11 protein-coding genes and 1 tRNA gene are annotated in these 12280 nt (G+C 51.0%); 6 read left to right on the forward strand and 6 right to left on the reverse strand.

Annotated elements, in window-relative coordinates; all coding sequences use genetic code 11:
* Positions 1-16: 16 nt before the first annotated feature.
* From aat to E0D98_RS07760, 3 genes are all read left to right on the forward strand, one after another.
* Positions 17-721 (forward strand): leucyl/phenylalanyl-tRNA--protein transferase, encoded by a 705-nt coding sequence (gene aat, locus E0D98_RS07750; protein WP_001241678.1) that lies wholly within the window; start codon positions 17-19, stop codon positions 719-721.
* A gap of 284 nt (positions 722-1005) precedes the next feature.
* Positions 1006-1224 carry a translation initiation factor IF-1 gene (gene infA / locus E0D98_RS07755; RefSeq protein WP_001040187.1) on the forward strand — a complete coding sequence of 73 codons (219 nt, stop codon included), beginning with the start codon at positions 1006-1008 and terminating at the stop codon, positions 1222-1224.
* A 253-nt stretch (positions 1225-1477) separates the two neighbouring features.
* Positions 1478-1565, forward strand: a tRNA-Ser gene (locus tag E0D98_RS07760).
* Between the two features lie 343 nt (positions 1566-1908).
* On the opposite strand, the gene clpA is transcribed toward E0D98_RS07760, so the two are convergent.
* The 3 genes from clpA to yljB all read right to left on the reverse strand — a co-directional run bounded on the left by clpA (position 1909) and on the right by yljB (position 4709).
* On the reverse strand, positions 1909-4185 hold the full coding sequence (gene clpA / locus E0D98_RS07770) for an ATP-dependent Clp protease ATP-binding subunit ClpA (protein ID WP_000934041.1): 2277 nt from the start codon (positions 4183-4185) through the stop codon (positions 1909-1911).
* A 30-nt stretch (positions 4186-4215) separates the two neighbouring features.
* Positions 4216-4536, reverse strand: a complete 321-nt coding sequence (gene clpS, locus E0D98_RS07775; protein ID WP_000520781.1) for an ATP-dependent Clp protease adapter ClpS — start codon at positions 4534-4536, stop codon at positions 4216-4218.
* 98 nt (positions 4537-4634) lie between these two features.
* Complete coding sequence (gene yljB / locus E0D98_RS27825; RefSeq protein WP_001406719.1) at positions 4635-4709, reverse strand: protein YljB; 75 nt, start codon at positions 4707-4709, stop codon at positions 4635-4637.
* A 149-nt stretch (positions 4710-4858) separates the two neighbouring features.
* On the opposite strand from yljB, the gene cspD reads away from it, so the two are divergent.
* A complete protein-coding gene (cspD, locus tag E0D98_RS07780; protein WP_000410785.1) occupies positions 4859-5083 on the forward strand; it encodes a cold shock-like protein CspD in 225 nt (74 codons plus the stop codon).
* Between the two features lie 72 nt (positions 5084-5155).
* Here the strand turns inward: cspD and macB are convergent, their stop codons facing one another.
* Together macB and macA are read right to left on the reverse strand one after the other, a co-directional pair.
* The gene (gene macB / locus E0D98_RS07785; protein ID WP_131890577.1) at positions 5156-7102 is read right to left on the reverse strand and encodes a macrolide ABC transporter ATP-binding protein/permease MacB; all 1947 of its coding nucleotides are present in this window, start codon (positions 7100-7102) and stop codon (positions 5156-5158) included.
* The gene (gene macA, locus E0D98_RS07790) at positions 7099-8214 is read right to left on the reverse strand and encodes a macrolide transporter subunit MacA (RefSeq protein ID WP_000746460.1); all 1116 of its coding nucleotides are present in this window, start codon (positions 8212-8214) and stop codon (positions 7099-7101) included. The genes macB and macA overlap by 4 nt, the downstream gene beginning before the upstream one ends.
* Before the next feature lie 150 nt (positions 8215-8364).
* On the opposite strand from macA, the gene E0D98_RS07795 reads away from it, so the two are divergent.
* The gene (locus tag E0D98_RS07795) at positions 8365-9321 is read left to right on the forward strand and encodes a VirK/YbjX family protein (protein ID WP_001355621.1); all 957 of its coding nucleotides are present in this window, start codon (positions 8365-8367) and stop codon (positions 9319-9321) included.
* Here the strand turns inward: E0D98_RS07795 and E0D98_RS07800 are convergent.
* A complete protein-coding gene (locus E0D98_RS07800; protein ID WP_000599806.1) occupies positions 9318-10976 on the reverse strand; it encodes an ATP-dependent endonuclease in 1659 nt (552 codons plus the stop codon). The genes E0D98_RS07795 and E0D98_RS07800 overlap by 4 nt on opposite strands.
* A 425-nt stretch (positions 10977-11401) precedes the next feature.
* Here E0D98_RS07800 and aqpZ point away from each other — a divergent pair, with 425 nt between their 5' ends.
* A complete protein-coding gene (gene aqpZ, locus E0D98_RS07805) occupies positions 11402-12097 on the forward strand; it encodes an aquaporin Z (protein ID WP_000488716.1) in 696 nt (231 codons plus the stop codon).
* Positions 12098-12280 lie beyond the last annotated feature (183 nt).

Below are 12280 nucleotides of genomic sequence, written 5' to 3' on the forward strand. Positions count from 1 at the left end.
GTGGAGTTTTGCGGTCATGCGCCTGGTTCAGCTTTCTCGCCATTCAATAGCCTTCCCTTCCCCGGAAGGCGCATTACGTGAGCCTAACGGCCTGCTGGCACTTGGGGGCGATCTTAGCCCTGCGCGCCTGTTAATGGCTTACCAGCGTGGTATTTTTCCGTGGTTTTCTCCAGGCGACCCCATCCTCTGGTGGTCGCCCGATCCCCGCGCGGTGCTATGGCCAGAATCACTGCATATCAGCCGTAGTATGAAGCGATTTCATAAACGCTCGCCCTATCGTGTCACGATGAATTACGCTTTTGGTCAGGTCATTGAAGGCTGTGCCAGCGATCGCGAAGAAGGAACCTGGATCACGCGTGGCGTGGTCGAAGCCTACCATCGCCTTCACGAACTCGGCCATGCCCACTCCATTGAAGTCTGGCGTGAAGATGAGCTTGTCGGCGGTATGTACGGCGTGGCCCAGGGAACGCTATTTTGTGGCGAGTCCATGTTCAGCCGGATGGAAAATGCGTCTAAAACGGCGCTTCTGGTATTCTGTGAGGAATTTATCGGTCATGGCGGTAAGCTTATCGACTGCCAGGTCCTTAACGATCACACAGCATCGCTTGGTGCCTGCGAAATTCCCCGCCGGGATTACCTTAATTATCTCAATCAAATGCGCCTCGGACGATTGCCGAATAATTTCTGGGTACCACGATGCTTGTTTTCACCACAAGAATGAATGTTTTCGGCACATTTCTCCCCAGAGTGTTATAATTGCGGTCGCAGAGTTGGTTACGCTCATTACCCCGCTGCCGATAAGGAATTTTTCGCGTCAGGTAACGCCCATCGTTTATCTCACCGCTCCCTTATACGTTGCGCTTTTGGTGCGGCTTAGCCGTGTGTTTTCGGAGTAATGTGCCGAACCTGTTTGTTGCGATTTAGCGCGCAAATCTTTACTTATTTACAGAACTTCGGCATTATCTTGCCGGTTCAAATTACGGTAGTGATACCCCAGAGGATTAGATGGCCAAAGAAGACAATATTGAAATGCAAGGTACCGTTCTTGAAACGTTGCCTAATACCATGTTCCGCGTAGAGTTAGAAAACGGTCACGTGGTTACTGCACACATCTCCGGTAAAATGCGCAAAAACTACATCCGCATCCTGACGGGCGACAAAGTGACTGTTGAACTGACCCCGTACGACCTGAGCAAAGGCCGCATTGTCTTCCGTAGTCGCTGATTGTTTTACCGCCTGATGGGCGAAGAGAAAGAACGAGTAAAAGGTCGGTTTAACCGGCCTTTTTATTTTGTGATATGTATGAAGTACTTTGGAAGTATAAGTCCGTAACTTGTCTCGATGTAGATATACTGCACAACTTGTTTACAGTATGAGCAAACAATAATTATCATTAAAATTCTTCTTGACCGTTTTACTCCAACTCCCTATAGTAGCGCCCCGTTGCCACCCATGAGGTCAGGCGACAAAACAATTTGGTGAGGTGTCCGAGTGGCTGAAGGAGCACGCCTGGAAAGTGTGTATACGGCAACGTATCGGGGGTTCGAATCCCCCCCTCACCGCCATATTTAAAGAAGAGCTCGTACGAAAGTGCGAGCTTTTTTTTCGCATTTTATCTGTCTGTACGGCAGTGAACGCGTTCGCAAAGGTTTTACCGCACCCCGTCGATTTCTAAGCTGCCTGTACGGCAGTGAACTCAAATACTACACGTTTAGCCCGTTGTTAATAAAGCAAAACCATCCCATTCTCCTGCAGCACCCTTTTTTATCCTTACCTTCCCGCAGCACTAATTATCAACAACTTACCATCATCATTAAAAAAAGGGTCTGAACCTCCTCCACCCCATAAACAAAAAGTCCGTAACCTCTTTCGAGATTACGGACTTGACCAACCTACCTAACAATCAGATTAATGCGCTGCTTCCGCCTTGTGCTTTTGTGCACTCTGGAATCCGTAAGTCAGCTCATTTTTCTCTTTATCCAGCGCGACGGTGACCTGACCGCCGTCCACCAGCGAACCAAACAGCAGTTCGTTGGCGAGCGGTTTTTTCAGGTTGTCCTGGATGACACGCGCCATCGGACGTGCGCCCATTGCCCGGTCGTAACCTTTCTCGGCCAGCCAGTTACGCGCTTCCTGGCTCACTTCCAGAGAAACACCTTTCTGATCCAGCTGAACCTGCAACTCGACGATGAATTTATCCACCACCTGATGGATCACGTCGGTTGACAGATGATCAAACCAGATAATGTTGTCGAGACGGTTACGGAATTCCGGTGTAAAGATCTTCTTGATCTCCTCCATCGCATCGGTGCTGTTATCCTGGTGGATAAGACCAATGGATTTACGCTCAGTTTCACGTACCCCGGCGTTGGTGGTCATCACCAGCACCACGTTACGGAAGTCCGCTTTGCGTCCGTTGTTATCGGTCAGCGTACCGTTGTCCATCACCTGCAACAGAATATTGAACACGTCCGGATGCGCTTTCTCGATTTCGTCCAGCAACAGCACCGCATGTGGATGCTTGATGACCGCATCAGTCAGCAAACCTCCCTGATCAAAACCAACGTATCCCGGAGGCGCACCAATCAGACGGCTGACGGTATGGCGTTCCATATACTCGGACATATCAAAGCGCAGCAGCTCAATGCCCAACGCTTTCGAAAGCTGTACCGTCACCTCTGTTTTCCCGACCCCGGTAGGGCCGGCAAACAGGAACGAACCAACCGGTTTATGTTCGTGACCTAAACCTGCACGCGCCATCTTAATGGCTTCAGTCAGCGCCTCAATGGCTTTATCCTGACCGAAGACCAGCATTTTCAGGCGATCGCCGAGGTTTTTCAGGGTATCGCGGTCACTCTGAGAAACACTCTTCTCTGGAATGCGCGCAATACGGGCCACCACGGACTCAATATCCGCCACATTAACGGTTTTCTTGCGTTTGCTTACCGGCATCAGGCGTGCGCGAGCGCCCGCTTCGTCGATAACGTCAATGGCTTTATCCGGCAGATGACGATCGTTAATGTATTTCACCGCCAGCTCTACCGCTGCACGCACCGCTTTTGCGGTATAACGCACGTCGTGGTGCGCTTCATACTTCGGTTTCAGGCCATTGATGATTTGAACAGTTTCTTCGATCGACGGTTCAGTAATATCAATTTTCTGGAAGCGACGCGCCAGAGCACGGTCTTTCTCGAAAATGTTGCTGAACTCCTGATAGGTTGTCGAACCAATTACGCGAATTTTACCGCTGGAGAGCAACGGTTTGATCAGGTTAGCCGCATCGACCTGGCCACCAGACGCAGCCCCCGCACCGATAATGGTGTGGATCTCATCAATAAACAGGATGCTGTTAGTGTCCTGCTCCAGCTGCTTGAGCAACGCTTTAAAACGTTTTTCAAAGTCGCCGCGATATTTAGTGCCCGCTAACAGAGAACCGATATCGAGAGAGTAAATCGTACAGTCAGCCATCACTTCCGGCACATCGCCCTGAACAATTCGCCAGGCAAGACCTTCCGCAATCGCGGTTTTACCGACACCAGATTCCCCCACCAGCAGCGGGTTGTTTTTACGGCGACGGCAGAGAACCTGAATAGCACGCTCCAGCTCCTTCTCACGACCAATCAGTGGGTCGATTCCGCCCACGCGCGCAAGCTGATTCAGGTTCGTCGTGAAATTCTCCATACGTTCCTCCCCACCAGCTTGTTCTTCGCTGTTTGGCTGGCTGCCAGGATCAGAAGACTGTGTCGGCTCGTCTTTACGCGTGCCATGAGAGATAAAGTTCACCACATCGAGACGGCTGACTTCATGTTTACGCAACAGATATGCCGCCTGCGACTCCTGTTCGCTAAAGATAGCGACCAGAACGTTTGCACCGGTTACCTCATTGCGACCGGAGGATTGGACATGGAAGACCGCACGTTGCAGTACACGCTGAAAACTCAGCGTCGGCTGTGTGTCGCGCTCCTCTTCACTGGCAGGCAGAACGGGTGTGGTTTGTTCAATAAAGGCTTCCAGTTCCTGACGGAGCGCAACCAAATCCACAGAACACGCTTCCAGCGCCTCCCGGGCAGATGGGTTACTGAGCAGCGCCAGTAACAAGTGCTCGACGGTCATAAACTCATGACGGTGCTCGCGCGCTCTGGCGAAAGCCATATTTAAACTGAGTTCCAGTTCTTGATTGAGCATAGGCACCTCCCCCAATTTTTATGCCTGCATTCAGGCTTTTTCTAGCGTACACAGCAATGGATGCTCATTCTCCCTCGCGTACTTGTTCACCATCGCCACTTTGGTTTCTGCAACCTCGGCGGTAAAGACTCCGCAAATGGCCTTCCCCTGGTAGTGAACAGCGAGCATCAATTGCGTTGCACGTTCTACATCATAAGAAAAGAATTTTTGTAACACGTCAATAACAAACTCCATCGGAGTGTAATCATCATTGACTAATATCACTTTATACATAGATGGCGGTTTTAGCGCGTCGCGAACTTTTTCTTCCGCCAGTTGATCAAAGTCCAGCCAGTCGTTCGTTTTACCCATTGTCAGTTATCATCTTCGGTTACGGTTATCGGCAGAACGCCCTGCCGCTGACAAGAGCTTATTTGCCTGACCAATCTACTCCACATGATAGATAACTATCATCTATCGTTGGCATCAGCGACATCTGTCACATTCCTGTCAATAGCGTTAACTGCTTCAAATTTTTGATTCATACCTGCCCCCTGGCCCCTGTCAAACGCTTGACGGCTCGCCCTAATTCTCTAAATTGTATTTCTAGAGTTGGCGAGGTTTTGAACAGCCCCCTCTCTGACCCCGGTTTATTCCATCTTACTTGTATAAGATTTGCGAAGGATGTCGAAGCATGGAAAAGGGTACTGTTAAGTGGTTCAACAATGCCAAAGGGTTTGGTTTCATCTGCCCTGAAGGCGGCGGCGAAGATATTTTCGCTCATTATTCCACCATTCAGATGGATGGTTACAGAACGCTAAAAGCTGGACAATCCGTTCAGTTTGATGTCCACCAGGGGCCAAAAGGCAATCACGCCAGTGTTATTGTGCCCGTCGAAGTAGAAGCGGCAGTCGCATAGCTCTTCTGTCTCATTGTGTACATCCTAAAGGCAAAATGCCAGCCCGATCGGCTGGCATTTTTATCTCAAAAATTACTCTCGTGCCAGAGCATCTACTGGATCCAGTCGTGCCGCATTTCGTGCGGGTAACCATCCAAATAAAATCCCGGTGGCCGTCGAGCAGAGAAACGCCAGCAGCAGTGCCAACGGTGAAAAACCAATCTCCCAGCCGGGTAAGAAAAGCTGCAAGGTGAAAGCAATTAACAGTGACAGAGTTATTCCCAACGCGCCACCGACCAGGCAAACCAGTACGGCTTCGATCAGGAACTGTTGCAAAACATCGCTTGCTCGCGCACCTACAGCCATGCGAATGCCAATTTCCCGCGTCCGCTCGGTCACTGACACCAGCATAATATTCATTACACCAATACCGCCCACCACCAGCGAAATCACCGCCACCAGCGTCAGAAACAGTTGTAAAGTACGTGTGGTCTTTTCAACAGTTTTCAAGACGCCGTCCATGTTCCAGGTAAAGAAATCCTTCTTTCCGTGGCGCAGTGAAAGTAAACGCGTGAGTTGCTGTTCCGTCTCGGCGCTGTCAAATCCTTCTTTTACCCTGACAGTAATGGAGTTCAGCCACGACTGGCCCATAACTCGCCCGGACATCGTGCTGTAAAGTAGCCAGACACGCAGCACTTTACTGCTACCAAACATCGACTGTTTTTCTTCCGCCACACCAATGACTCTGGCGGGCATATTGCCGACCAGAATCACCTCGCCAACCACATCTGCTTTATGGGGGAAAAGCTGGCGGCGAGTATTACTGTCGAGAACCACGACCTGCGCACGACCGTTCAGCTGCTCCTGATTAAAGGTGTTTCCTTCACTGAAGGTCATGCCATAGACATTAAAATAATCGCCGCTCACGCCATTGGCACTGGCAGCAACATCAACATTGTTATAACGCAGGCGCAGGTTTTGCGAGACGGCAGGTGTGGCTGAGGCGACCCACGGTTGTTTTTGGATGGCGATTAAGTCGTCGTACTTCAGCGCCTGCTGATATTGCGGATCGTCATCGCCAAAATCTTTCCCGGGATAGACATCAATAGTATTCGTACCAATAGAACGAATATCCGCCAGCACCATTTGTTTGGCGGCGTCACCCACCACGACAATGGAAACCACCGACGCAATACCGATAATAATCCCCAGCATGGTCAGTAAAGTACGCATTTTATTCGCTGCCAGCGCCCGCCATGCCATCGTCAGCGCCTCGTTAAAACCGCTGACAAACTGCCGCCAGCCAGACACCGTGTTGACAACAGGCTCCGTCCCGCCAGCAACATTCACTTTTTCAATGGCGGGAGGATTGCGCACAATTTCGCCGTCGCGAATTTCGATCACCCGCTCGGCCTGAGCAGCGACCTGCGGATCGTGGGTGACGATAATCACCGTATGCCCGCGATCGCGCAGCTGATGCAGGATCGCCATCACCTCTTCGCCAGAATGGCTGTCCAGTGCGCCGGTTGGTTCATCGGCAAGAATTACCTGACCGCCGTTCATCAATGCCCGCGCGATGCTGACGCGCTGTTGCTGACCACCCGAAAGCTGTGCCGGATAATACTCTGTACGGTCTTCCAGCCCCAGTCGTTGCAGTAACCCCTGGGCGCGAAGCAGCCGCTGTTTCCGCTCAAGACCGGCATAGACGGCGGGTACTTCAACGTTCTGCTCGGCGGTTAAATGCGAAAGTAAATGGTAACGCTGGAAAATAAAGCCGAAATGCTCGCGGCGCAGTTGCGCCAGCGCATCGGCGTCCAGTGTGGCAACATCCTGACCGGCGACGCGATAGGTGCCGCTGGTGGCCTTATCCAGACAGCCGAGAATATTCATCAGGGTCGATTTACCGGAACCTGAAGCGCCAACAATCGCTACCATCTCACCGGCATAAATATCGAGGGTGATGCCCTTCAGCACCTCAACCTGCTCATCACCGGCAGGATAGCTGCGACGAATATCCTTTAATTCGAGCAAAGGCGTCATTGTGCAGCTCCTGGTTTGGCCTCACCAATCACCACTTCATCGCCCGCTTCAAGCCCTTTGACAATCTCAACATCGGTATCGTTACGTGCGCCAATCGTCACTTCACGCTCGCGTGTTTCACCATTACGCAACAATTTGACTTTATAACGATTATCGCCAACCGGATCGCCTAACGCCGACAGAGGGATCGTCAGCACATTTTTCACATCGGTGAGCTGAATATGCACTTGCGCAGTCATATCCAGCCGCAGCAAACCATTGGGGTTGGGGACTTCAAAACGGGCGTAATAGAAAATAGCGTCGTTAACCTTTTCCGGCGTCGGTAGTACATCCTTGATTTGCCCCTCGTAGCGCGTCAGTGGATCGCCAAGCACCGTAAACCAGGCTTTTTGCCCCGGCTTCAGGTGGATTACATCCGCTTCAGAAACCTGCGCTTTTACCAGCATGGTGCTCATATCTGCCAGCGTCAGAATGTTCGGTGCTTGTTGTGCGGCAATCACCGTCTGGCCTTGCAGAGTGGTGATTTGCGTGACTTCCCCGGCCATCGGGGCAACGATGCGAGTGTAATCGAGATTGGTTTTAGCCGTATCGAGAGAAGCCTGATTGCGCTTGATTTGCGCGTCAATGGTGCCAATTTGCGCCTGTTTCACAGCCATCTCCGTCGCGGCGGTGTCGAGATCCTGCTGTGAAACAGCCTGCGTTTGTGCCAGACGTTGCTGACGGGAATACGTCACCCGCGCCAGTTTCAGCTCCGCTTCCGCCTGCTGCCGCTGCGCACGTAGCTCCATCAGCGTTGCTTCGACCTCCTTAATCTGGTTTTCAGCCTGTTCAGGATCAATAACCCCTAAAAGCTGGTCTTTTTTTACTTTATCGCCAATCGCCACCGACAGAGTTTTCAACTGACCGCTGACCTGCGCGCCCACGTCAACCTTACGCAGCGCGTCCAGCTTTCCGGTCGCCAGCACGCTTTGCTGTAAATCACCGGGGCGCACAATCAGCGTCTGATAAGTCGGCACGGGTGCGTTAAGAATTCTCCACAACGTAATCAGTCCGGCGATGACTATCACCAGCGCAATAACGTAACGCTTCTTCACGGTTTTCCGCTTTTTCATAAATATTCTGAATACTCCATATGCCAATCCGGGTCATTAACTTCAACGAAATATCAACAAAACCATAAAATTTACGTTAGTAATCACACTATTGATGTTTGGTTAAGATACGCAATGGTGAAATCGACGTCATGTATAACCATTGATTTCATGAATATGTCGCAGCTAACTGAACGGACCTTTACGCCATCTGAATCTCTCAGCAGCCTGTCACTTTTTCTTAGTCTGGCACGTGGACAGTGTCGGCCGGGTAAATTCTGGCATCGCCGTAGTTTTCGCCAGAAATTTTTGCTGCGCTCGTTGATTATGCCGCGTTTAAGCGTTGAGTGGATGAACGAACTTTCCCACTGGCCTAATCTCAATGTGTTGTTAACGCGCCAACCGCGACTGCCTGTGCGTCTGCATCGCCCTTACCTTGCGGCGAATCTTAGCCGTAAGCAATTGCTGGAGGCGTTACGTTACCATTATGCGTTACTCCGCGGATGTATGTCGGCGGAAGAATTCAGCTTATATTTGAATACCCCCGGGCTGCAACTGGCGAAGCTGGAAGGCAAAAACGGCGAGCAGTTCACGCTTGAGCTGACCATGATGATCTCAATGGATAAAGAAGGTGACAGCACAATCCTGTTTCGCAACAGCGAAGGTATTCCTCTGGCAGAGATCACGTTTACCCTGTGTGAATATCAGGGGAAAAGAACGATGTTTATTGGCGGACTGCAAGGCGCAAAATGGGAAATTCCACATCAGGAAATCCAGAATGCGACGAAAGCCTGCCACGGGCTATTTCCCAAACGCCTCGTGATGGAAGCGGCCTGTCTGTTTGCCCAACGTTTGCAGGTAGAGCAGATTATTGCCGTCAGCAATGAAACGCATATTTACCGCAGCCTGCGTTATCGTGATAAAGAAGGCAAGATCCATGCCGATTACAACGCTTTCTGGGAATCGGTTGGCGGCGTATGTGATGCTGAACGCCATTACCGCCTTCCAGCACAGATAGCACGAAAAGAGATTGCCGAAATCGCCAGTAAAAAACGGGCTGAATACCGTCGGCGCTATGAGATGCTCGACGCTATTCAGCCACAAATGGCCACGATGTTTCGCGGTTAATCCGCGCGACCGCGCGCCAGCCACAGCACGCGTGAGAACATTTTTTTCAGCAGCGTCGGTACGGAGTCCACACCACGACGTCCGGCCTCCATTGCCACTTCAATGGCAAGATCGGGTTTGGAAGAGCGATGGATCGCTTTCGAGATAATTTTGCGCAGATTCATCGGTACATTTTCCGGGATTTGCGCCACGCGGTGGAACACATCGGAAAATCCCTGGCGATACATAAAATGTTCCATATCCAGCGCCGGTAACGCCGTTAAATGTTCTCGTTCGGCTTCCCGATCATTATTCAACAGGCTGCGTACCGTAGCGGCATATTTCTTCCCTGCTTCATCGCCATCGACCAGTACATGCCATTCAATCCCCATTCGGCGGGCAAATTTAACCAGTGGCTTTAGCCCGGACTGGGCAAACTCAATGACCTTAATCCCTTCGGCATCGAAATGGTGTCCACACTGGCGCGCCAGTTCGTTGATAACCCAGGTTTCTGTTTCCCCTTCCACCAGCAACCAGCAGCGAGCAAACAGCGATGACGGACGATTAAAACGAATGTGAAAAGAGATGCGGCGGCTGTCTTCGGTGCTCAAGCCACTTGGCCCCAGACGCCAGGCGGCAACACGAGAAGATTCACGCACCAGGCGGCAAACATGTTCCACTGGAGTTAACGAAAGCAACTCACCCGAGTTGGTGGTGGCAATGCGCTGCAATGGCAGAAGATTCAACAGATGCCAGGCAACTGAAAGCATAATGGGGTGTAAACGGGTTTCTGGATCTTCAATCAGCAACAATGGACGGGCGTCTTTATCCAGTCGCAATGTGCCTTTTGCCTGCAATAAAGTTGCAAACAGGCCGAGCAAAATAACCCGATACGAGCGCCCTCCAGGTCGGTCAATCATCCGGTTGATGATATCCAGATAGCGCCAGCTTCGTTGCTCATTGCTGGCCCGCCGCCGCATTAAACGATATCGCGCCTGTCCAGCCCCCTGCTCAGAGAAATAATGCTCAAGCAACTGCACCATTGCGGAAAGTCCCTGACGAATCTGTCCATCAGAGAGATTTTGCGGATGTGAGGACAACTCACGGGCGAGGAAATCGAGCTGGCGCGCGGTGACTTCCACATTGGGAACATTTGGCACCGTGCCGTTACGAATACGGCGCATAAAACGGGCATCACGCAAGCGCAGCACCGGCATTAAACGCACCAGATGGCGTGCCTGATCGTTAATATCCTCGACATCAATCGGATGTCCGTCTTTATCGAGAAAACTGCGCAGTGTCATCACGCTGCCGTCTTCCGCACTCTCCCCTTCCAGACGATAAAAAATACGGTGATAGCCATCGGTGCATGGCGTCCAGCACGCTTCCAGCGGCCGATAACGGCGAACCCGATGTCGGCCTGGCAGCGATTCGCGGAAGGTCAAAATAATATGCAGATGATGTTCTCGCCCGTTGATATCTCCCGGCGGGAACCAGAAATCGTCGCGCTCAAAATGGTAGAGATCTGATTCTGGCGATAGCAGCAGGGTTAAGGCGTCCAGCAAGCTGGATTTACCCCACGCGTTCTCCCCAATCAGGACGTTGTTTTGTTCGAGCATCAACGACAAACGGTTGATACCGCGAAAACCCACAATTTCAACGCGCTCAAGAATCATATCCCCTCCAGAAATATGTGACTTATCCTTTACGCTGGCAGTATAACGGGAAAGGCCTTGCTAATACGTGATGACATCACATTTAAGCATGGCAAATGTCTGAAAAATGAGCGAATAATCGCGTTATACTCCCTCTTGCTGATAAGTCTGCAAAAACAACAAAATCAAATAATTAGCATGATAAATTATTTTTTATTACGCCTAAAGGATTAAATCTTTTGCTTGCACTACACTGTCAATCAGACAAATGACTATATGGGGCAACCCGCTGTTGCCCTAAATCAAATTTACTGGATTTATTTATCTGGTGAATGACTCGCCTTCGTTTTTAAAATAGCCGCGCATTATTTCCGTCGTCACTTTTTTACGACGACCCTATAAAACGACCATATTTTTCACAGGGTCAATTTTTAATTGAGGTGGATATGTTCAGAAAATTAGCAGCTGAATGTTTTGGTACTTTCTGGCTTGTTTTTGGTGGCTGTGGTAGTGCTGTACTGGCCGCAGGCTTCCCGGAATTAGGCATTGGTTTTGCCGGCGTGGCGTTGGCGTTCGGTCTGACCGTTCTGACGATGGCCTTTGCTGTTGGTCATATTTCTGGTGGTCATTTTAACCCGGCGGTCACTATTGGTTTATGGGCTGGCGGACGTTTTCCGGCAAAAGAAGTCGTTGGCTACGTAATTGCCCAGGTTGTCGGCGGTATTGTTGCAGCGGCGCTGCTGTATTTAATTGCCAGTGGTAAAACGGGTTTTGACGCGGCAGCCAGCGGTTTTGCTTCTAACGGTTATGGCGAGCATTCACCAGGCGGTTATTCCATGCTTTCCGCGCTGGTAGTTGAACTGGTATTGAGTGCAGGTTTCCTGTTGGTGATCCACGGCGCAACCGACAAATTCGCGCCGGCAGGTTTTGCGCCGATCGCTATTGGTCTGGCCTTAACCCTGATTCACTTAATTAGTATTCCGGTGACTAACACTTCTGTTAACCCGGCGCGCAGCACCGCGGTTGCTATCTTCCAGGGCGGCTGGGCATTAGAACAACTGTGGTTCTTCTGGGTGGTGCCAATTGTCGGCGGCATTATCGGTGGTCTGATTTACCGGACCCTGCTGGAAAAACGTAATTAATTAGCATTGGCATTTTATCTGCCCTGGTTGTTTTATCTTCGACGTTACAAACCGCACGGGTGTTGGTGGCGTCAAAATCGCTGAAGCGTTCCCCGAAGGCCGGGGCAGCCCACATGGATGTGGGCTGAGGGCGCGTCTTACAGGACGTTACCTCGCGCCCGACCCGGTAGCCGAAGGGGATAA

Source organism: Escherichia sp. KCJ4928, from assembly GCF_004352695.1.
In the GTDB taxonomy this organism is placed as follows: Bacteria; Pseudomonadota; Gammaproteobacteria; order Enterobacterales; family Enterobacteriaceae; genus ECMA0423.

Coding starts and splice junctions, on each gene's coding strand:
- aat (WP_001241678.1), top strand. CDS start 17: ATGCGCCTGGTTCAGCTTTCTCGCCATTCAATAGCCTTCCCTTCCCCG.
- infA (WP_001040187.1), top strand. CDS start 1,006: ATGGCCAAAGAAGACAATATTGAAATGCAAGGTACCGTTCTTGAAACG.
- clpA (WP_000934041.1), bottom strand. CDS start 4,185: ATGCTCAATCAAGAACTGGAACTCAGTTTAAATATGGCTTTCGCCAGA.
- clpS (WP_000520781.1), bottom strand. CDS start 4,536: ATGGGTAAAACGAACGACTGGCTGGACTTTGATCAACTGGCGGAAGAA.
- cspD (WP_000410785.1), top strand. CDS start 4,859: ATGGAAAAGGGTACTGTTAAGTGGTTCAACAATGCCAAAGGGTTTGGT.
- macB (WP_131890577.1), bottom strand. CDS start 7,102: ATGACGCCTTTGCTCGAATTAAAGGATATTCGTCGCAGCTATCCTGCC.
- macA (WP_000746460.1), bottom strand. CDS start 8,214: ATGAAAAAGCGGAAAACCGTGAAGAAGCGTTACGTTATTGCGCTGGTG.
- E0D98_RS07795 (WP_001355621.1), top strand. CDS start 8,365: ATGAATATGTCGCAGCTAACTGAACGGACCTTTACGCCATCTGAATCT.
- E0D98_RS07800 (WP_000599806.1), bottom strand. CDS start 10,976: ATGATTCTTGAGCGCGTTGAAATTGTGGGTTTTCGCGGTATCAACCGT.
- aqpZ (WP_000488716.1), top strand. CDS start 11,402: ATGTTCAGAAAATTAGCAGCTGAATGTTTTGGTACTTTCTGGCTTGTT.